This is a genomic window from Collinsella sp. LCP19S3_B7 (genome assembly GCF_052121795.1).
Taxonomy (GTDB): Bacteria; Actinomycetota; Coriobacteriia; order Coriobacteriales; family Coriobacteriaceae; genus Collinsella.
This window is the reverse complement of record NZ_JBQKDO010000017.1, coordinates 1-20961: the sequence shown is the minus strand read 5'-3', so window position 1 is coordinate 20961 and position 20961 is coordinate 1. Positions and strand designations below refer to the sequence as shown.

The following is a 20961-nucleotide window of genomic DNA, read 5'->3' as shown; positions in this document are numbered from 1 at the left end:
TATATGCAGGTTTGCCTGCGCACGCTATCATATATGGGTTAGACCGCAACTATGTACCCTATACGCGAAGGGATGCGCATGTATCTGAAAATCGACATGTTCTAGCTGGGCTTACCCCGCAACGGCGCCATGCGCCCCATCAATTCCGCCGATTTTCACCTTCACGCATATAAAGGAGTTCCGCCATGCGCGACAAGCTCGAAAAGATTATCAAGGCCTACGAGGAGCTCGAGAAGAAGCTTTCCGACCCGGCCGTCGCCTCCGACATCAAGGAGTTCACGCGTCTCAACAAGGAGTACGCGCACCAGTCCGACCTCATTGCCGCTGCGCGCGAGTACATCGGCGCGCTCGACGACATCGAGGCTGCCAAAGAAATGCTCCGTGACACTACCGATGCCGACGAGAAGGAGATGCTCCAGATGGACATCTCCGAGAACGAGGACAAGCTTCCCCAGCTCGAGGAAGACATCAAGTACATGCTCATCCCGAGTGACCCCAATGACGACAAGAACACCATCGTCGAGATCCGCTCCGCCGCAGGTGGCGACGAGGCGGCCATTTTCGCCGGTGACCTGTACAAGATGTACCAACGCTTCTGCGAGTCGCGTGGCTGGAAGACCACCGTGCTCGACTCCAGCCCCAGCGAGGCCGGCGGTTTTAAGTCCATCGAGTTCAAGGTCGAGGGCGACCGTGTCTACTCCGTCATGAAGTTCGAGTCCGGCGTGCACCGTGTCCAGCGCGTTCCCAAGACCGAGTCCCAGGGCCGCATCCAGACCTCCACGGCAACTGTCGCCGTGCTTCCCGAGGCCGAGGAGATCGACGTTCAGATCAACCAGTCCGACCTGCGCATCGATACCTACTGTGCCTCCGGTCCTGGCGGTCAGTGCGTTAACACCACCTACTCCGCCGTGCGCATTACCCACCTGCCCACCAATACCGTGGTGCAGTCGCAGGAGCAGCGTTCCCAGATTCAAAACCGCGAGGTCTGCATGCAGATGCTGCGTGCCCGTCTGTACGAGATGGAACTCGAGAAGCAGCAGGCCGAGCTCGGCGCCGAGCGCCAGAGCCAGATTGGCCACGGAAACCGTTCCGAGAAGATCCGTACTTACAACCAGCCCCAGGACCGCGTGACCGACCACCGTATCGGTTTCAACTCCACCTACAACGGCGTCCTTCTGGGCGACCAACTCGGTGCCGTCATCGAGGCGCTTGCCGCCGCCGAGCGTGCCGAGAAGCTGGCGCAGGCCGTGTAGTAGGTTCCGCCGTTCTACCGAACGGCGGACCGGCCGACGCTGCGCACCGCCCAGGGCGACAATTTGTCATTCAAAAGGCAAGGCATGACCAGAAGGTCTATGCCTTGCCTTTTTCATGCCAACTTGTTCGCCCTGGACGGCGCTCGCTGTCCGTCCTCTACCTGCGGCGGGTAGTCATTGGGGACTTATGCTCAACCTGCGGCGCCTTAGAGGTAGTCATTGGGGACGTTCTTAAATGACTAGGTTGGGTAAATTACTTTTCGAGTTTATTTAATCTACTTTGTTGGAAATTGGGCTGCCTAACTGCTCAAAGTAAATAAAAGCCTTCATCTGCAATTGAAAATATTGCTCGAAAAATCGTCCAAGAAGTCGCGGGGCCCTTTTTGGTGCGTCGCACGTCAAGCGATTTGGCAAGTTCTTGGTTAGATATTAGTCAGTTTTGGGGCAACCTTGCCAAAAGCTTGACGAATGCAAATCTAGACGTCGGCGAATGAACACTTTGAGCGAGCCCGGTGCAAAATTCTGGGCTGATTCTCGATAATCGCTTCCAATCGTCTCTCGCCGCGTGCCGCCCTCGCGTACAATCTGCTCCGACATTCGCGCGCCGCCCGGCGCTTAAGAGGGGAGGACCCATGGCAAACGAGATCTGGACCATCAGGCGTTGTCTCGAGTGGACCAAGGAGTACCTAGCCGAGCGCGGCGAAGAGCACCCCCGTCTTTCTGCCGAGTGGCTGTTGTGCGCCGCCACGGGCCTAGCGCGCATTGACTTATATATGCGTATGGACGACACGCTCGATGCAGCGCAGCTCGAGACCATGCACGCGGCGGTTGTCCGTCGCGCCAAGGGCGAGCCGCTGCAGTACATCACCGGCAGCACGCAGTTCCGCATGATCGACGTCGCGTGCGCCCCCGGCGTGCTCATTCCACGTCCCGAGACCGAGATGCTCGTCGAGGAAGTCCTCAATTATCTGGATGCCGAGGTTCTGAGCCCCGAGGCTGCCACCCGCCAGCGCGTAGAGTTGCCATGGAACGACGAGGTCGAGCAGGCGCGTAAAGCCGAAGTCGCATTGGCTGACGAACGCGCGACTGCCGAGCGCCGTGCCGCCAACCTCACGGCTGCCGATGAGGCGGCGTTGGGCGGAGACGTGCTGGGCAGCCGAGCTTATGCCGAGGAGCTGGCCGATCGTGAGGCCGAGGAAGCCGCCGCGCAGGCAGCTGAGGCCGAGACCGCGGAAGTCGCTGAGCCCGAGCTCGACGAATACGGCATTGCCATCGAAGGCGTCGACCAAGAGACGGCCCTAGTGCAGGATGCCGCCGCGTCTGTGCCTGCCGACCCCCGCATTGCCCGCGTTCTCGAGGTCGGCTGCGGCACGGGCTGCATTTCGCTCTCCCTTGCTTGGGAGCGTCGCGGCCATGTCGCCTGCACCGCTACCGATATCGAGCCGCGCGCCATCGACCTGGCCACCAAAAACCGCGATGCACTCGGGCTGACGTCCGATGAGGTCGCCTTCAGCCTCACGAACCTGGTGAGCTCTATCCCCCGCGAGGAGTGGGGCACCTTCGACGTGCTCGTTTCCAACCCGCCTTATATCCCGACTGACGTCATGCGCTCGCTGCCGCACGAGGTCAAGGACTTTGAGCCCGATTTGGCGCTCGAGGGCGGAGCCGATGGCCTTGATATCTTCCGCCGCCTGCTCAATGCGGCGCCCTATATGCTGCGCGCCGGCGGCCTGTTTGCCTGCGAGCTCTATGAGGGCGCCCTCGACGCCGCGGCCGAGCTCTGCCGCCAGGCGGGTCTTTCGGACGTACGCATCGTCCGTGACCTCACCGATCGTCCCCGCATCGTTCGAGCTATCGTCACCGAGCCCAAACAACGTCAGTAAAGTACGAAGCGTATTGGCGGCGCGGCGGCGGGAGCGCTGCGCCGGAAATGTAAAGAGGCTTGTCACGGCTCAATTTCCCCTCACTTTCACCGACTGCTATAGCCGCTCACCAAACCAACATGCGCTGTGGACAAATAGGTTAAACGTTTCGTGCGAGAATGCCCCTCAGTAAACAAACTTTCACCAGAGTGTAAGGGGCTGGCATACACATGCAGACGGTCTATCGGGTATTCGAGGGAGTGCGCGAGCCGCATCGGCTCGCCGTCGAGCGTACGGCCGAGGTGCTCGGCCGTGGCGGCCTGGCCCTGATTCCAACCGAGACCGTCTATGGCGTCGCTGTGGCAGTCAACGCTTTCTCGGACGCCGTGCCCCAAGATACAAGCGAATCTCTGCCGTGGCCGCGCGATCCGCAGGCTGCCGTCAACGGCGCCGCGGTGCCCGCGCTCGGTACCGGCTGCCGTCGCATCTTTACCCTCAAGCAGCGTGAGCTCACCCAAACGGTCGCCTGGCTGGTCGATGATGCCGAGGCCCTCGACCGCTACGGCGTGGATATCCCAGAAGAGGCACGCATACTTGCCCGACGATGCTGGCCGGGCGCCCTGACTATTGTGGTCAAGGCGGCTGCCTGCGTGCCGACCTTTATGCGTGCCGCCGACGACACGGTGGCTCTTCGCGCGTCGGCCTCGCCCGTGGTACAGGCGCTCATCTGCACCTGTGGCAGCCCACTTGCCTGTACGAGCGCCAATACACACGGCGCGCCCGCGCCGGCAAGCTTTGCCGACGTTGAAGACCGCATTCTAGAAGGGGTCGACGTGGCCGTCGACGCGGGCGAGACGCCGTGCCGCGACGCTTCGACCATCGTGTCGTTCCAGCACGGCGGGCTCCAGATCCTGCGCCAAGGCGCACTTCCCGCGTCAGAGATTGAGCGGGTCCTGTCCGACCCGATGCAACAGAAAGGTGTAAGCGATGTCGTTGAATCTGGGCAGTCTGGGCATGGAAGATGCCTCGTTTGACTTTGGCGGTTCCTACATCATGGCGCTCGACTGCGGCACCACCTCGGTACTTGCGACCATCGTCGACGAGTACGGCTGCATTGTCGCCCAAGCGCGCCGCAGTGTCAAAACCAGCTTCCTGCGTCCCGGCTGGGTGGAGCAAGACCCCATGGCGGTCCTTGCCAGCCAGATTGCGGTCATGATGGAGGTTCAGTTTAAGAGCGGGATTCATTCCGATCGCATCGCCGCCATCGGTATCTCCAATCAGCGTGAGACCACGGTGGTCTGGGACCGCGTGAGCGGCCAGCCCATCTATAACGCCATCGTATGGCAGTGCCGTCGCACCGCGTCTCTGATCGATAATTTGGTTGATCAGGGCGCAGAAGAGCTGGTGCGCTCCCGCACGGGGCTTACGCTCGACCCGTATTTCTCGGCCTCCAAGGTGCAGTGGATTCTCGACAACGTCGACGGCGCACGCGAGAGCGCGGCGGCGGGCGACCTCATGTTTGGCACCATCGACACCTGGCTCATCTACAACCTCACCGGCAGCCAGGTCTTTGCCACCGACTACACCAATGCCAGCCGCACGGCACTCTTTAATATCCATACGCTCGATTGGGACGACGACCTGCTGGCGCTCTTTGACGTTCCACGTTCCATGATGCCCGAGGTTCGCTGGAGTTCGGGCGACTACGGCCGCGTCGCGAGCGACATCATGACCAACATGCCACCCATCATGGGCGTGGCGGGCGACCAGCAGGCGTCGCTGTTCGGCCACTGCTGTTTCCATCCCGGCCAGACCAAAAACACCTATGGTACTGGTTGCTTTATGCTCATGAACACCGGCGACGAGGTCGTCGAATCCAAGAACGGTCTGGTCTCCACCATCGGTATCGCCGCGGACGGCAAGATCAGCTACGCACTCGAGGGTTCCATCTTTGCCGCCGGCTCCACCATGAACTGGCTTCGCAACAACATGGGCATCATCTCGAGCGTGAGCGAGTCTGCACAACTCGCCGCTTCGATTAACGACAACGAGGGCTGCTACTTCGTTCCCGCCTTTGCGGGTTTGGGCGCTCCCTGGTGGGACCCGCGTGCCCGCGGTATCGTGTGCGGTCTGACCGGCGCCTCGAGCCGTGCGACCATCGTACGTGCCGCCTGCGAATCCATGGCATATCAGAGCTACGACGTGCTGCGCGCCATGGAGCAGGACGTGGGGCTTTCGATCGAACGCCTGTCTGTCGATGGCGGCGCGTCGCGCAACGAGTTCATCATGCAATTCCAGGCCGACCTGCTGGATATCCCCGTGCTGCAATGCGAGACGGTGGAGACCACGGCAATCGGTGCCGCGTACTTGGCGGGCCTTGCCGTCGGCTATTGGGAAGACCTGGAAGAGCTGGAGCAAAATGCCCAGATCGTTAGGACCTTCCTTCCCCGCATGTCCGCCGAGCGCCGCGAGCAAAACCTTGCGGGCTGGCGCGATGCGGTCAAGCGCTCGCTCAGTACCGCACAGTAGGGCTGCGACGGGCCACTCGATACAGCAAACCGCTAAACTTGTGTATGGCGCGCGGCGGCAACATCGCTGCGCGCCATGCCAGCAAGGTCGTTTTACGGCCGCAACGAAAGGGGCAATCAACTCATGACCGTTACCTACGATGCGTCCCGTGTGACGCTTGTCGATCATCCGCTCGTCCAGCACAAGCTGTCGATCCTGCGCGACAAAAACACCGGCACCAATCAGTTCCGCCAGCTCGTGCGCGAACTCGCGCTTTTTGACGGCTACGAGGCCATGCGCGACCTGCCTATGGAAGACGTCGAGGTCGAGACCCCCATCACTACCGCCACGTTCAAACAGCTCGCCGGCAAGAAACTCGCCATCGTGCCCATCCTGCGTGCGGGCCTTGGCATGGTCGACGGCATCCTCGACCTGGTGCCCTCCGCTCGCGTGGGACACATCGGTATGGAGCGCGACGAGGTTACCCACGAACCGCATGAGTATTACTGCAAGATGCCCAAGGATATCGACCAGCGCATCTGCCTGGTTGTCGACCCCATGCTCGCCACGGGCGGTTCGGCCGAGATGGCCATTAGCTACCTGCGCGAGCGCGGTGTCAAGGACATCCGCATGCTGTGCATCGTCGCGGCCCCCGAGGGCCTCAAGTCGCTGACCGAGAAAGACCCAGATGTGCATATCTATACCTGCGCCATCGACGACCATCTCAACGAGGCTGCCTACATCGTTCCCGGCCTCGGCGACGCCGGCGACCGCATCTACGGCACGCTCTAGTCGCTGGGCTAAGGCGGCCGCGGCTGCAAATACGAAGAAACGGTGCGCGCGGACGAACAAAAGTCGACCGCGCGCACTCCTGTTAACGGACGTTTTGCCCTGCAGGGTTCGAGAAAAACGTATTACCGTACCTGCGGCATAAAGAAGGTCTTAAGAAAACGAACAGGTGCGTATTAACCGATGCTTTTTCGGTTGTACTTTAGCGATTGGCTCGTACAATAGTCACCAATGTTTGGCGGGAACTGTTCTGTGAAGCGTTAAAAAAGAAAGTGAGGACGCCAGTGTTTCAGATAGCCGATCTGCTCGCTATCGTTGCAGGCGCCATCGCGGGCGCGGTCGCCTTTCTTCCCTTTGTCTTTACGCTCAAGCCGGTTCTTGACGATAAACAGAATGCGGACATGCTCAAGGGTATGGTGAGTCTGGCGGTCTCGGCAATCGCCCTGCTCGTCTTTACCTTGGTTGTGTTTGTGTTGTTCGGAGAGGCATTTCGCATGTTCCTCCTGGGCGAGGCGATCGGCTTCGTGGCCTTTATGGCCGCCTGCACGGTTCGTGTCGCCAAGGCGCTGCGAGATCCTCATGAGGTCGAAAGGTAAGTCGTGGAAATTTTTGAAAAGCTGCCTGATGAGATTAATCATCTGGTCAGCGAGTTCAGCTCCACCCCCGTCGTGGGCGATCTGAGCTGCGGCATCACGCAGTACTCGTTTTGGCTGATCGTCTCCACGATCGTGCTCCTGATCGTCCTGGCCGTGTTCAAGAAGAAACAGACCCTGGTTCCCAAGGGCTTCTTCGTCAACGGTTTCGAGTACATCATCGAGTACGTCGAGAACGATATCGGCAAGGGCGTCGTGGGTGAGAACTGGAAGAAGCACTTCCCGTTCCTGTGCTCGCTTTTCCTGTTCATCCTGATCAATAACATGATCGGCCTGATTCCGGGAATGAAGCCCGGCACCGGCGCAATCGGCTCCACCGCCGCGCTCGCCATCTTCGCCTTCGTGTACTTCATCTACTACGGATGCAAGGCTCACGGCGTGATCGGCTACATCAAGAGCCTCGCCCCGCAGGGCGTGAGCTTCCCGATGAACGTTCTTGTGTGGGTCGTCGAGCTTTTCTCGACCTTCCTGCGCCTCATCACGCTTGCCGTCCGTCTGTTCTGCAACATGTTCGCAGGGCACGTGGTCATGGGCTCGTTCGCCATCATGGCGAGCATGTTCATGCAGCCGCTGCTTCAGCAGGTTTCCGCGGCCCACGCCGTCGGCGCCCTGCCTTCGCTGGCCTGGCTTGCCATCCTCATCCTGATCTATGCGATCGAGCTCGTGGTCGGCGCCATCCAGGCTTACGTCTTCACGGTCCTTACCGCCGTGTATGTCTCCGAGGCAGAGGAGGTCGCGGAGGAGGAGTAATCTTCCGTTCGGGCCTTAAAGGTAAGGCAATTCGTTAAACCGCCGGTGCCCGTACCCATGGAGCCCGGCAGTTATAAAAAGGTTATCCTGCGTGAAATAAGACACGCACGACAAAGGAGGAATCGTGGGAGTTATCGGTTACGGTCTCGGTGTTATCGGCGCTGGTCTTGCTATCGGCCTGTCTGCTCTGGGTGCTACGGGTGCTATGGCCCGCCAGCCTGAGGTCCAGGGCCGCGTGTTCACCGTCTTCATCATGGGCTCCGCCTTCGGCGAGGCTCTGGCTCTGATCGGCTTCGTTGTCGCGCTGATCGTTAAATAGCACGGAGCGTCAAGTATGAATCTTTCATCCCAGAAGAGCGCGATCGCACTCTCCGCGTCCGCGGCCGCGCTGCTCATGCCGGTTTCCGCGTTCGCCGAGGACGGCGCTGCCGGTGCGGACATCCTCATCCCTAAGATGGCGGAGTTCATCCCGGCGCTTATCGCCTTCCTGATTATCTGGATCGTGCTGGCCAAGGTCGCCCTGCCGGGCATCATGAAGACCATGGAGGAGCGCGGCAAGAAGATCGAGGAGAGCCTCGACGAGGCCGAGAAGACCAAGCAGGAGGCTATCGCCAAGCGCGCTGAGTCCGACTCGATCGTCACCGACGCCCGTCGTCAGGCTGCCGACATTGTTCTCGAGGCCCGTAAGGACGCCGAGTCCGAGCGCGCCCGTATCATCGAGGCTGCTCACAAGGAGGCCGAGGAGATCATCGCCAAGGCCCATACGACCGTCGAGGACGAGCGCAAGTCCATCTACGCCGGTGCCGCGAGCTCCATCGCCGACCTGTCCGTTGCCGTCGCCACCAAGATCGTGGGCGAGGCACTCGAGGACGAGGCCGGGCAGAAGAAGCTCATCGAGCGCTACATCCAGGAAGCAGGTAGCCTGAATGCCGACTAGCCGCTATCAGGACAAGGTGCTCGAGACCTACGCGCGCTCCCTCATGGAAGCCGCCAAGGCCGAGAACCATGTGTTCGAGGACCTCGAGATGATCGAGCGCCTGGCTTCCGCCAGCCCCGAGATCATCGCCGTGCTCGACACCATGTCCAAGCGCGACCAGCTCGACCTTCTTCCCAAGGTGGCAGCTGCCTTTAAGCATGTTGCCGAGGAAGACGAGGATGTAGTGGGCGTGACCGTCACCACGGCGATCCCGCTCGACGACGAGCTGCGTCAAACCATCACTAAGAAATGCGAGCAGGACTTCGGCCGCAAGGTATTCCTTATCGAGCAGGTCGATCCGTCTATCGTGGGCGGCCTGGTGCTCGAGGCCCGCGGCGAGCGTCGTGACATTTCCGTCAAGACGCAGCTGCGCATCGCACAGGAGACCCTCGCAAACTCTGCCAATTCGTACGGAGGTGAAGCCTAATGTCCGAAACCCTCAATGCCCAGGATATCGCCAAGAAACTGCAGGAGCAGCTCACGAACCTCTCCGCGACGGTCGATACGCATGAGGTTTCAACGGTCGACGAGGTAGGCGACGGCATCGCGCGCGTCTCCGGCCTCAAGAGCGCCATGGCAGGCGAGCTTCTGGAGTTCAAGAGCTCCGATACCGGTGAGACCGTCTTCGGCCTTGCCCAGAACCTTGACCGTGACGAGGTCGGCGCCGTTCTGTTCGGTGCCGTCGACTCCATCAAGGAAGGCGACGAGTGCCGCACCACTGGCCGCATTATGGATATCCCCGTGAGCCGTGCCATGCTCGGCCGCGTCGTCAATCCGCTCGGCCAGCCCATCGACGGTTTGGGTGACATTGTCGCCACGCATCGTCGTCCTATCGAGTTCAAGGCCCCCGGTGTCATCGACCGTACCCCGGTATGCGAGCCGGTTCAGACTGGCCTGTTGGCTATCGACTCCATGGTGCCTATCGGCCGCGGCCAGCGCGAGCTTATCATCGGCGACCGTAAGACCGGTAAGACCGCTATCGCCATCGACGCTATCCTCAACCAGCGTGGCAAGGGCATGGTCTGCATCTACGTCGCTATCGGCCAGAAGGCCTCCACGGTTGCCAACATCCGCGAGACCCTCGCTCAGCACGGCGCGCTCGACTACACCATCATCGTTTCGGCCACCGCTGCCGATTCCGCCCCTATGCAGTACATCGCGCCTATGGCCGGTGCCGCTATCGGCGAGTTCTTCATGTACAACGGCGAGGACGGCAAGCCCGCCAGCGAGACCAACCCCGGCGGCCATGTGCTTGTCATCTACGACGACCTGTCCAAGCAGGCTGTGGCCTACCGTCAGATGTCGCTGACGCTGCATCGTCCGCCCGGACGCGAGGCCTATCCTGGCGACATCTTCTACCTGCACTCTCGTCTGCTCGAGCGTGCCGTCAAGATGTCCAAGAAGAACGGTTACGGCTCCATGACGGCTCTGCCGATCATCGAGACCCAGGACGGCGACGTCTCGGCCTACATTCCGACCAACGTCATTTCCATTACCGATGGTCAGATCTACCTGCAGTCCGAGCTCTTCTTCCAGGGTCAGCGCCCGGCAGTCGACGTGGGCATCTCCGTGTCCCGCGTCGGTGGCGACGCACAGACCAAGGCTATGAAGCAGGTCGCCGGCAACCTCCGTCTGGACCTCGCTTCATACCAGGAGCTCGCCGGCTTTACGCAGTTCGGCTCCGACCTCGACGAGGCCACGCAAAAGCAGCTTACCCATGGCGCTCGCATGACTGAGCTCCTTAAGCAGTCGCGCTACAAACCGTTTGAGGTTGGCGAGCAGATTGCAGTTCTGTTTGCAGGCAACGAGGGCTTCCTCGACGATCTCGAGATTGCCGACGTGCTGCCTTTCCGCGCCGAGCTCATTGAGTACATGGACAACGGTTTTGGCTCGCTGCTCGACAAGGTTCGCGCCAAGAAGATCGACGATGACACCAAGGCTGAGCTCCTGCGCGTCATCGGCGACTTTAAGCAGCAGTTCATGGCCAAACACCATGCCGATACGACTGGATCAGAGGAGAACTAAGCCCTATGGCCAACCTTCGCGACATTAAGAAGCGAATCTCCTCGGTTACCACGACCAAGCAGATCACGCGCACGATGGAGATGGTCTCTACGGCCAAGATCCGTCGTGCCCTCGATCGCTCCAAGCAGGCCGAACCCTATAAGGAGGCGCTGACCGACGTCATGTTGACGGTCGCCGGCGACGCCTCCTGTTCGGGCACCGATCCCATGCTGCAGAAGCATGAGAGCGTCAAGCATGGCCTGATTGTCGTTATCGCCTCGGACCGCGGCCTTGCCGGCGGTTTCAATACGACGGTGGAGCGCACGGCCGAAAAGCTCGCCGCTTCTTGGGCGAACGACGGCATCGAGTGCGAGATCATCGCGTGTGGGCGCAAACCGGCCACGTATTTCCGTGACCGCGCAAACGTCATCATGCACTTTGAGGGCAACTCCTCTGAGCCCGATTTCAATCAGGCCCGCATGATCTCCTCTCATATCTGTGATGCGTATCGTGCCGGTGAGCTTGACCGTGTCGAGCTTGTCTACCACCACGCCAAGAACCGCGTGGATCAGGAGCTTCGCGTCGAGCGCTTGCTGCCGCTCGATCCCGAGATGATCGCTATGGCCCACGGTCCGCGTAAGAACGAGACCGACGCCCCTAAGCGTATCTCGTCCACGTTCGAGTTCGTGCCCTCTCCCGAGCATGTTCTCGGCAAGCTTGTACCGTCGTATATCCTGACGGTCATCTACCAGGCCTTGATCGATTCGGCCGCCGCCGAGCAGGGTGCACGCCGCAAGGCGATGCACTCCGCGACGGAAAACGCCACCGCGATCATCTCGACCCTTACCCGCACGTATAGTCGCGTGCGTCAGGCTTCGATCACGACCGAGATTAACGAGATCGTCGGCGGAGCCTCAGCATTGGAGGAACAGTAATGGCTAATAACACCGTAAAGCTTGCGGTCGAGGAAGCCACCAAGAAGACGACTGCCGGTGATGGTCGCATCGTGCGTATTATCGGTCCTGTCGTCGACGTCAAGTTTGACGGCGCGGTGCCCCCGATCTACAACGCGCTCACGGTCGAGGCCGAGACCCCGATCGGTCACCTGAGCACGATCCTCGAGGTCGAGAGCCAGCTTCCGGGCGGCGTCGTCCGCACGGTCGCCATGTCCTCGACCGACGGCCTGCAGCGCGGCCTCATCGCCACCGATACCGGTGAGCCCATGAAGATGCCCGTTGGCCCCAAGACACTCGGTCGCATCTGGAACGTCATGGGCAAGCCCGTCGACGGCAAGCCCATGCCCGAGGTGGAGGAGTTCTACCCCATCCACCATGCAGCGCCCCGCTTTGACGAGCTCACTACCAAGACCGAGATTTTCGAGACCGGCATTAAGGCCGTCGACCTGCTCGAGCCCTACATCCGTGGCGGCAAAACTGGTCTGTTCGGTGGCGCCGGCGTCGGCAAGACCGTTCTGATTCAGGAGCTCATCAACAACCTCGCTCAGGAGCACGGTGGCACCTCGGTGTTTACCGGCGTCGGCGAGCGTACCCGTGAGGGTACCGACCTTTATCTCGAGATGAGCGAGTCGGGCGTTATCGACAAGACCTGCTTGGTCTATGGTCAGATGAACGAGCCGCCTGGAGCGCGTCTGCGCATCGGTCTGGCCGGCCTTACCACCGCCGAGTACTTCCGCGATCGTGGTCAGGACGTTCTGCTGTTCATCGATAACATCTTCCGCTTCTCCCAAGCCGGTTCCGAGGTTTCCGCTCTTCTGGGTCGTATGCCGTCCGCCGTTGGCTACCAGCCCACGCTGGCTACCGAGATGGGCGACCTTCAGGAGCGCATCACCTCGACCAAGACGGGCTCCATCACCTCCGTTCAGGCTGTCTACGTCCCCGCAGACGACCTGACCGACCCGGCTCCCGCCACGACGTTTACGCACCTCGATGCCACTACGGTTCTTTCGCGTAGCATTTCGTCGCTCGGCCTGTTCCCGGCCATCGACCCGCTCGCGTCTTCCTCCGACGCCCTCGATCCCTCGATCGTCGGCGAGGAGCACTACCGTGTCGCCGTTAAGGTCCAGGAGCTCCTGCAGGAGTACTCCGACCTTCAGGACATCATCGCCATTCTGGGTATGGACGAGCTGTCCGAAGAGCAGCGCCTTACGGTCAACCGCGCTCGTAAGATTCAGCAGTTCCTCTCGCAGTCCTTCCACGTCGCCGAGAAGTTCACCGGCAACCCCGGTGTCTACGTTCGCGTCGAGGATACCGTCCGCTCCTTCGCCGAGATTGTCGACGGCAAGGCCGATGACCTGCCCGAGCAGGCTTTCCGCTATGCTTCCACGATTGAGGACGTGCGCGAGCGTGCCCGCAAGATGGGGGAGAAGTAGGTTATGCGTATCCGCATCGTGTGCCCCGTGAGCTGCGCCTATGAGGGCGACGCTGCGTTTGTGTCGATTCCGTCCACGGATGGCGAGTTTGGCGTTCTGCCTGCTCACTCCAGCGAGATCTGCACGATCGACCGCGGTTACGTTCGCGTCTCCGATAAGGCCATGGGCACTGTCGACCACACGTTTGCCGTGGCCGGCGGCTATGCCCAGGTTGCGGACGATGTCGTGACCGTTCTCGCCGAGCGCGCTTGCGATTTGGCGACCGTCGATGCCGACAAGCTTAAAGCTGATATTCAAGGTTTTGAAGAGAAGCTGGGTAATTTGTCGGAGGATGATGCACGCCGCGCCTACCTCTATAATGAAATCGCATGGTGTAAGCTCATGCTTGCCCAATAGTCAAACGATTTGGCGTTCGACCATTTGCGAACACATCATGCCCGGGGTGGCCCAGCCATCCCGGGCATGCTTTTTGAAAGGGTAGACCTTGGATATTATCCGTGTTGAAGGTGGCCACACCATCGGAGGCTCCGTGCCCGTTTCGGGTGCAAAGAACTCTGCACTCAAACTCATGGCGGCAACGCTTCTGGCACCGGGGAAGACGACGCTGCAGAACGTGCCCGATATCTCGGATGTCCATGTTATGGGCAAGGTGCTCAAGGGTATGGGCGCCAAGATTGACGTTCTCGATGAGCATACGCTCGAGATCGACACTTCTCAGGTTGATTCCTGGGAGGCTCCCTACGAGCTTGTCGCCAAGATGCGCGCCTCCACGGCCGTGATGGGTCCCCTGCTGGGCCGTTTCCATCGTGCCAAGATTGCCATGCCGGGCGGCTGCAATCTGGGTGCCCGTAAGATCGACATGCACATCCTGGGTCTTGAGGCGCTGGGCGTAGAATTCGACACTGCACACGGTTACATCAATGCCAACGCTCCTCAGGGGTTGCGCGGTACCACGGTTACGCTCGAATTTGCCAGCGTCGGCGCTACCGAGAACCTCATCATGGCGGCCGTGCGCGCACAAGGCACTACGGTTATCGATAATGCGGCTCGCGAGCCCGAGATCGTCGACCTTGCCAATATGCTCAACGAGATGGGCGCCAAGATTGTTGGCGCCGGCACGCCCGTCGTGACCATCGAAGGTGTGGACGAGCTGCATCCCGTTACCCATCGCGTGGTAGGCGACCGCATCGAGGCCGGCACCTTTATCGTTGCCGGTGCCCTGATGGCCGATGACCGCGGTGTCGACGTTACGGGCTTTTGCCCCATTCACTTGGGCATGGTGCTCAAGAAGATGGAGCTCATGGGTATCGAGTGTGAGCGAATCGAGAATGGCGTTCACGTGAGTCGTGTCGAGCACATCAGGCCGGTCGATATTCAGACACTTCCGTTCCCGGGCTTCCCGACGGACATGCAGGCGCAGATCATGGTGCTTTCCGCTCTTGCTGATGGCAGCTCTGTGATTACCGAGAATATCTTCGAGAACCGCTTCATGTTCGCGTCGGAGCTGGTCCGTATGGGCGCAGATATCCGCATCGAAAGCCATCACGCCATGATTCATGGCGTCAAGGGGTTCTCGGGTGCACAGGTTACCTCGCCTGATCTGCGCGGCGGCGCCGCGCTCGTCGTTGCTGGCCTTATCGCCGACGGCGTTACCGAGGTCTCGGCCATTCATCACATCAAACGTGGCTATGAGCAGTTTGTCGAAAAACTGCAGGCACTTGGTGCAAACGTCGAGCACGCCACTGTTCCCGATCCCGTCATCTACTAATGCAGGTTGCCTATGTTTAATAATAAGAAGCCCTTAGCGGATACTCGAAGACCTTCAACCGGCGCACAGGCCAAGATCTACAGTCGCGATAATGTTGCACGCTACTCCGAGCGCGCTCGTCAGCGCCGCCGCGGCCAGACAATCCGTCGCGTTGCGCTTATCGCCGTGCTTGGCGTGCTGTTGAGCGCTACGACTGCCGCCGGGCTGTGGTTCGCCAACATTATGGGCAAGCTTGGCGATTCCAATGTCATTACCGACAATCTGCGCCATATCTTGGTGGATACCAATGAGGCCAAGGATCCGTTCTACGTGCTTCTTTTGGGTACCGATGGTCGTCCGGGCGAGGACACGTATCGCTCCGATTCAATTATCTTGGCGCGCATCGACCCTACGCAAAAGCAGGCTACGCTTATATCCATTCCACGTGATACCAAGGTTGTCTATAACGGCGAAACCATGAAGATCAACGCCTGCCATACCTATGGCGGTGCCGAGGCCATGGTTCAAGCGGTCAATGAGCTGTGCGGCGTGCAGATTTCCCACTATGCCGAGGTTAGCTTTGACGGTATGCAATCATTGATCGACTCTGTGGGCGGTATCGACATCAACGCCACCGATGATGTCGATGACCCCGAGCATCTGGACATTAAGATTACGGCAGGCCAGCAGCACATGGACGGTGCTACCGCGCTCACCTATGCCCGTTGCCGCTATACCTATGCCGACGGCGACTATACGCGCATGCGTCACCAACGCCAGGTGCTTGGTGCCCTTGCCAACCAGATTCTCAACAACTTTGATGCTACGAAGGTCTTCGACCTGGTTAATTCGCTGTCCGATATGCTTGTGACCGATATGAGCGTTCAGGACATCGTGTCTACGGTCAATGCTATGCGCGGCATGGATGTCGATGGCATCTATTCGGCGAATCTGCCTTCCTACGCAGATGAAACCACCATGATCGACGGTCAGAGCTATGTCTTTGTCTACGAGGACGAGCTTAAGGAGATGATGGCGCGCGTCGATGCCGGCAAGGATCCTAAGGGACCAAACACCATGGGCCTATCCGACGGAACCAGCTCCACAATCGGTGATTTGAGCAACCATACTTCTGACGATTACGCCTACGGTACGGCCGGTTCGTCGGAAAGCTCGGACGATTCTAGTTATTCGGGCGATTCGAGCTATTCGGACGATTCGGATTACAGCTCATATTATTACGAGGAGCCCACTGGCGACGGCAACGGTTACGAAGCCAACTACTAGGGTTGCGCGGGCTTGCCAGCCCGTGCAACGGCTCGACGTTGCGCGCCGCCCAGAGCGACAATTTGTCATTCAAAAGGCAGGGCATGACCGTCCTGCCTTTTTCATGCCAACTTGTTCGCCCTGGACGTCGCTCGCTGACGTTGATTCAACCAGCGATGCCGACTACTCCCCTTGCACCAAAAAATCGCCCCGTTCTCGGTTTTGAGGACGGGGCGATTTTGCTTACCTAGATTATTCGAGTTCCTTATGCGAAGCGGGCGACGAGCTCCTGCAAGACGTCGGTCATCTTGACGAGCGAGCTGACCGGGACAAACTCATTGACGCCGTGGTAGCAGTAGCCGCCCGTCGAAAGGTTGGGACAGGGCAGGCCGCGGAACGACAGCTGTGCACCGTCGGTGCCGCCGCGAATCGGCAGCACCTGGGGCTCAACATCGCAGGCAAGGAAGGATTCCTTGGCGACTTCGATCAGCTCTGGGTAGTCGCGGACGATCTCGGCCATGTTACGGTACTGGTGCTTGATCTCGACCGTTACGCGCTCCTCGCCCAGACGCTGGTTGAGCAGCGCGGCGGCAGCATCCATCAGCTCGAGCTTCTGCTGGAACTTGGCGGCATCGTGATCACGGACGATATAGCGCGCCGTGGCATGGTCGACTGTGGCAGAAACGCCCTCGAGGTGATAGAAGCCCTCGTAGCCCTCGGTGTATTCCGGACGCTGCACGTAGGGGAGCAGGGCATTGAAGTCGCAGAACAGATTGCCCGCGTTAACCATGCGGCCCTTGGCGTCGCCGGGGTGAATGGACTGGCCCTCAAAGCTAACGGTAGCCTCGGCGGCGTTGAAGCACTCCCACTCAAGCTCGCCAACCGGACCGCCGTCGACTGTGTAGGCATACTTACAGCCAAAGTCCTCGATATCCAACAGCTCGGCACCGTGGCCGATTTCCTCGTCCGGGCAGAAACAAATACCAAGCGTGGGGTGGGGCAGGCTGGGGTCCTGTGCAATGCGTGCGACGAGCGCCATAATCTCGGCGACACCGGCCTTATCGTCGGCGCCCAGCAGCGTGGTGCCGTCGGTGCAAACCAGGTCCTCGCCCAAAAGGTTGTTGAGGGCGGGGAGCTTGGCGGTGCTCATGGATACGGGCTTGCCGTCGACGATGCCGCAAACCAGGTCGCCGCCCTCGTAGTGCACAATGTGCGGCGCTACGCCGGCGCCCGGTGCGACCTCGGTGGTGTCGAGGTGCGCGATCAGGCCCAGGGCGGGCTTATTCTCGGAGCCGGCGCTCGCGGGAATGTGAGCGCAGACATAGGCGTTTTCGGTTACATGGGCATCGGTTGCACCAAGCTCGCGCAATTCCTCGGCAAGCACATTGGCAAGATCAAACTGGACGGTGCTCGACGGAACCTGGTCACAGTTGGCATCCTCGGACTGTGTGTTGATCTGGACGTAGCGCAAAAAACGCTCGAGTACGTCGGGGTTCGTGGTGGTGTTTTCCATAGAGACCGCTCCAATCTTGGTTGTCGTGTGCAACAAGAACTCTAGCACGGTATACCGCGGCATACCGCGACGCTTGGATGGGGTAGAATCAGCCATTGAATGCAGAAGGGACGGATGTTCATGGATACGACAAATAGCTCGCGCGAGCTACATCTAACGGTGGCGAACGAAGACTACTTGGAGTGCATGGTTCGCATCGAAAGCGAGGATGGGGAGACTAATGGCGTGCGGTCGGTCGATATCGCACAGCGCCTTGGCGTCTCGAAGGCATCGGTCAACAAGGCGGTTTCGGCTCTCAAGGCATCCGAACTTGTCGAGCAGTCTCACTACGGCAAGGTTATCCTGACCAACCGTGGGCGCGAGGTCGGTTTGGCTATCTGGTATCGCCATCGCCTGATTCGCACATTTTTGGTCCAGGAGCTCGGCGTCGACTTTGAGCGCGCCGATGCCGAGGCCTGCATGATGGAGCACGCGCTTTCCGAGGACACAATGGTCCGTTGGCTCGCCTATCTCGAAAAGCAGGGAATCAGCATCGAGGAATAGCGAAACATATATATGGATACGAGTTATTACAATCGCTTCGGCGGCGAGGAGCTTATGCGCCGACTTGCCAGCGAGACGCTGCTGGCACAGGGTCCGATGGGCAGCGTGCTGCTGAGTGAATACGGTGCCGCCGATATTCCGCCGGCATTTTGGAACCTCGCCGAACCGCAGACGGTTTCTCGCATCCACCGACTGTATGCCGCCGCTGGTGCACAGGTGCTTATTACCAATACGTTCCAGGCATCGGGTTTTGCGCTCGATCGCGATGAAATCGCTCCATCTATGGCAGAGGTCAATCGCGGGGCGGTCGACGATGCCCGCCAGGCAAATCCCCAGCTATTGCTGGGGTCCATGGGGCCTATTGCGATTGAGTGGTTTGTCGAGGATTCTTCCGAGTATCGAGAGATTCGCGCAAATGCTCGCGAGCAGGCGTCCGCCCTGCTCAACGCCGGCGTCGACGGGATTCTGGTCGAGACGATCACGTCTATCCGCAATCTGCAGCCCGTGCTCGCCGGTGTCCATGATGCCGCTGATGGCATGCCCGTTCTGGTGAGCTTTGCTATTGATGACAAGGGCGACCTGCTGGGTGATGGCCTAAACATCGAAGGTGCCATCTTGTATGCCGAGAAGCACGGTGCGAGCTCGGTTGGGGTCAATTGCTGCACCCTGACAGCGGCTACCGCTGCGGTACCAAGAATGGTCAAGATGGCCACGACGCCCGTTACTGTACGTCCCAATGCGGGAAATCCGGTCCAAACGCAAGATGGGCCCGTGTGGCACGAGGACCCCGAAGCTTTCGCGCGCGCATGCGTCGAGTGGAAGCGGGCTGGCGCCGCAATGGTTGGTGGCTGTTGCGGAACCACGGCGATCACGACGGCTGCTATGGCAGACGCGCTCGATATATAGAGTCCGAAGAAAAGCACATTCGAATTACCGCCCCAACCGGGGCGGTTTTTTTTGTCTATATGCGCCCTCGATGGCTTTTGCCTAAACGGTGAATGCGTGCGCCGGCGGCTTGCCGGGCGCTCGTTGCGGGTATACCACTTGCGTACCATGATCCAAACACTGCGAGGTGTCTGCGTGTGTGCGCGATAATTCATTTTGGAACTGATGGCTGGCGCGCTCGCGTCGGCGAGGATTTTAACGCTGACAATGTTGCCCGTATCGCTGATGCCGCCGGCGAGCTCTGGCAAAAGACATATCCCGGCAAGACGGTATATATCGGGTATGACACCCGTCCCCGGGCGCGCGAGTTTGCAGAACTTGCAGCTGGCGTGCTTGCGGCCCATGGCCTTGATGCCGTGCTCGCGGCCCGTTTTGTACCCACGCCTGCCATCACGTGGGCTGCCGCATACGATGGCGAGGCGTGCGGGGCGCTCATGGTGACCGGTTCACATCATCCGCAGGGCTATCTCTGTCTCAAACTGCGCATGGGCGATGGTTCCACGGCAAGCCAGGACGTCATCGAAGAGCTCGAGGCAACGATGGCCGCCGAACCTCTGGGGCTCGAGGAGCAGTATCGCACGGCGGATATCATTCCCGACTATATGCGAGCGGTAGCATCGTTTGTCGATGCCGATGCCATTCGTGCCGCTCATCTGCGCGTGGTGGTCGACCCCATGGGGGGAGCGGCTCAAGGTTATCTTGCCGATTCGCTGCGCGAGCTGGGTGTTGAGGTCCATGAGATTCATGCGGGGCAAGCATCGGATTGGAGGGATATCTGTCCCGATCCCGTAGAGCCGTGGGTGGATGCCTGCGAGCGTGCAGTTATCGAAGACGGCGCGTGTGCCGGCCTGGTGACCGATGGCGATGCTGACCGTATTGGCGCGGTCGACGAGCGCGGTAGATATATACATCCGCATCAGATCATGGCGCTCGTAATGGGCGAATTGGTTCAGTTTCGCAATTTGAAGGGGCGAGTCGTCGTCAATCTATCGTGCTCGACGCTTGTGCGTCGTGTTGCCGAGGCGCTCGGTTGCCGCGTGACCGTAAAACCGGTTGGCTTCAAATATATAGCCGCCGAGATGAAAAAAGACGGGGTGCTTATGGGCGGTGAGGAGGCCGGTGGCATCGGCATTGCCGCGCATATGCCCGAGCGTGACGGCATCCTCGCTTGCCTACTCCTGTGTGAGCTCATGGCAAAGACGGGGGCTTCGCTGGGCGTGCTGGTCGATCAGCTCGAGGCGAGTTTTGGAAAAACAAGTTATGGCCGTCGAGATTTACGACTTGAGGCAGAAGATGCCGAGTCGCTGCGCACGCTGCTTCCCGGTGTGAATCCCAAGTCGATTTGCGGCAAGGCGCCGCAGAGCGTAAGTCACATGGACGGCTTGCGTTTGGCATTTGAGGATGATACCTGGCTGTTGGTTCGCCCGAGTGGCACTGAGCCGGTGGTGCGAGTGTACGCCGAGGGCTTTTCGGTGGAGGAGCGCGACGAGTTGCTTGATGCCGGCTGCGCTTTGGCTCGGGGCGCATATCGGCTCTAGCCATGGGGCTAATCAATATAAAGATATGCTCGGCGAGTGGTAGGTAACGACTGGCAAGCGTCAGCTGCGGGTATAAATGTGTAGGAGTTGTGTGCAACCAGATTCCCGCCCCGCGGGCCCCTCCGGTCTGGCAATATATCTCCTTGCCGCGCGGCCCGGTCGGACCGGGAACCGGCGCAGGCGTGCACCTTGAGAACCGGATACTGCGAGGATGGACACACCAGA

20 protein-coding genes are annotated in these 20961 nt (G+C 59.9%); 19 read left to right on the top strand and 1 reads right to left on the bottom strand.

Annotated features, from left to right (window positions below):
* The first annotated feature begins 185 nt into the window (after window positions 1-185).
* The 16 genes from prfA (at window position 186) to ACTQW0_RS07320 (ending at window position 16218) form a co-directional block, all read left to right on the top strand.
* Window positions 186-1253: a peptide chain release factor 1 gene (gene prfA / locus ACTQW0_RS07395; RefSeq protein ID WP_154518366.1), complete on the top strand. Its 1068-nt coding sequence runs from the start codon at window positions 186-188 to the stop codon at window positions 1251-1253.
* 632 nt (window positions 1254-1885) lie between these two features.
* Complete coding sequence (locus tag ACTQW0_RS07390; RefSeq protein ID WP_154518369.1) at window positions 1886-3136, top strand: N5-glutamine methyltransferase family protein; 1251 nt, start codon at window positions 1886-1888, stop codon at window positions 3134-3136.
* 209 nt (window positions 3137-3345) lie between these two features.
* Window positions 3346-4149 (top strand): L-threonylcarbamoyladenylate synthase, encoded by an 804-nt coding sequence (locus ACTQW0_RS07385; protein WP_441567573.1) that lies wholly within the window; start codon window positions 3346-3348, stop codon window positions 4147-4149.
* Window positions 4103-5644 (top strand): glycerol kinase GlpK, encoded by a 1542-nt coding sequence (gene glpK / locus ACTQW0_RS07380; protein WP_441567572.1) that lies wholly within the window; start codon window positions 4103-4105, stop codon window positions 5642-5644. The genes ACTQW0_RS07385 and glpK overlap by 47 nt, the downstream gene beginning before the upstream one ends.
* 123 nt (window positions 5645-5767) lie before the next feature.
* Window positions 5768-6415 (top strand): uracil phosphoribosyltransferase, encoded by a 648-nt coding sequence (gene upp / locus ACTQW0_RS07375; RefSeq protein ID WP_040359658.1) that lies wholly within the window; start codon window positions 5768-5770, stop codon window positions 6413-6415.
* A 281-nt stretch (window positions 6416-6696) separates the two neighbouring features.
* Window positions 6697-7008: a hypothetical protein gene (locus tag ACTQW0_RS07370; protein WP_055286330.1), complete on the top strand. Its 312-nt coding sequence runs from the start codon at window positions 6697-6699 to the stop codon at window positions 7006-7008.
* A gap of 3 nt (window positions 7009-7011) precedes the next feature.
* Entirely contained in the window at window positions 7012-7815 is an 804-nt protein-coding gene (atpB, locus tag ACTQW0_RS07365; protein WP_022094263.1) for a F0F1 ATP synthase subunit A, read from the top strand.
* 124 nt (window positions 7816-7939) lie between these two features.
* Entirely contained in the window at window positions 7940-8134 is a 195-nt protein-coding gene (locus tag ACTQW0_RS07360) for an ATP synthase subunit C (protein WP_022094262.1), read from the top strand.
* Between the two features lie 15 nt (window positions 8135-8149).
* Complete coding sequence (gene atpF / locus ACTQW0_RS07355; RefSeq protein ID WP_118081621.1) at window positions 8150-8752, top strand: F0F1 ATP synthase subunit B; 603 nt, start codon at window positions 8150-8152, stop codon at window positions 8750-8752.
* Window positions 8742-9218 (top strand): F0F1 ATP synthase subunit delta, encoded by a 477-nt coding sequence (locus tag ACTQW0_RS07350; protein ID WP_154518375.1) that lies wholly within the window; start codon window positions 8742-8744, stop codon window positions 9216-9218. The genes atpF and ACTQW0_RS07350 overlap by 11 nt, the downstream gene beginning before the upstream one ends.
* Window positions 9218-10816 carry a F0F1 ATP synthase subunit alpha gene (gene atpA / locus ACTQW0_RS07345; RefSeq protein WP_441567570.1) on the top strand — a complete coding sequence of 533 codons (1599 nt, stop codon included), beginning with the start codon at window positions 9218-9220 and terminating at the stop codon, window positions 10814-10816. Before ACTQW0_RS07350 ends, atpA begins: the two co-directional genes overlap by 1 nt.
* 5 nt (window positions 10817-10821) lie before the next feature.
* Window positions 10822-11730: an ATP synthase F1 subunit gamma gene (gene atpG / locus ACTQW0_RS07340; RefSeq protein ID WP_441567568.1), complete on the top strand. Its 909-nt coding sequence runs from the start codon at window positions 10822-10824 to the stop codon at window positions 11728-11730.
* Entirely contained in the window at window positions 11730-13184 is a 1455-nt protein-coding gene (gene atpD / locus ACTQW0_RS07335; RefSeq protein ID WP_055286334.1) for a F0F1 ATP synthase subunit beta, read from the top strand. Before atpG ends, atpD begins: the two co-directional genes overlap by 1 nt.
* A gap of 3 nt (window positions 13185-13187) precedes the next feature.
* The gene (atpC, locus tag ACTQW0_RS07330; protein ID WP_154518384.1) at window positions 13188-13580 is read left to right on the top strand and encodes an ATP synthase F1 subunit epsilon; all 393 of its coding nucleotides are present in this window, start codon (window positions 13188-13190) and stop codon (window positions 13578-13580) included.
* 88 nt (window positions 13581-13668) lie between these two features.
* The gene (gene murA / locus ACTQW0_RS07325) at window positions 13669-14952 is read left to right on the top strand and encodes a UDP-N-acetylglucosamine 1-carboxyvinyltransferase (protein WP_154518387.1); all 1284 of its coding nucleotides are present in this window, start codon (window positions 13669-13671) and stop codon (window positions 14950-14952) included.
* Between the two features lie 12 nt (window positions 14953-14964).
* Window positions 14965-16218: an LCP family protein gene (locus tag ACTQW0_RS07320; protein WP_441567565.1), complete on the top strand. Its 1254-nt coding sequence runs from the start codon at window positions 14965-14967 to the stop codon at window positions 16216-16218.
* A gap of 244 nt (window positions 16219-16462) precedes the next feature.
* Here the strand turns inward: ACTQW0_RS07320 and pepT are convergent, their stop codons facing one another.
* Complete coding sequence (pepT, locus tag ACTQW0_RS07315) at window positions 16463-17710, bottom strand: peptidase T (RefSeq protein ID WP_441041461.1); 1248 nt, start codon at window positions 17708-17710, stop codon at window positions 16463-16465.
* Window positions 17711-17830: 120 nt separating this feature from the next.
* Here pepT and ACTQW0_RS07310 point away from each other — a divergent pair, with 120 nt between their 5' ends.
* The 3 genes from ACTQW0_RS07310 to ACTQW0_RS07300 all read left to right on the top strand — a co-directional run bounded on the left by ACTQW0_RS07310 (window position 17831) and on the right by ACTQW0_RS07300 (window position 20736).
* Window positions 17831-18253, top strand: coding sequence for a metal-dependent transcriptional regulator (locus ACTQW0_RS07310; RefSeq protein WP_154518396.1), 423 nt, complete (start codon window positions 17831-17833; stop codon window positions 18251-18253).
* A 12-nt stretch (window positions 18254-18265) separates the two neighbouring features.
* Window positions 18266-19159 carry a homocysteine S-methyltransferase family protein gene (locus ACTQW0_RS07305; RefSeq protein WP_441547326.1) on the top strand — a complete coding sequence of 298 codons (894 nt, stop codon included), beginning with the start codon at window positions 18266-18268 and terminating at the stop codon, window positions 19157-19159.
* Window positions 19160-19335: 176 nt separating this feature from the next.
* A complete protein-coding gene (locus tag ACTQW0_RS07300) occupies window positions 19336-20736 on the top strand; it encodes a phosphoglucomutase/phosphomannomutase family protein (RefSeq protein WP_441567563.1) in 1401 nt (466 codons plus the stop codon).
* The last annotated feature ends 225 nt before the right edge of the window (window positions 20737-20961 follow it).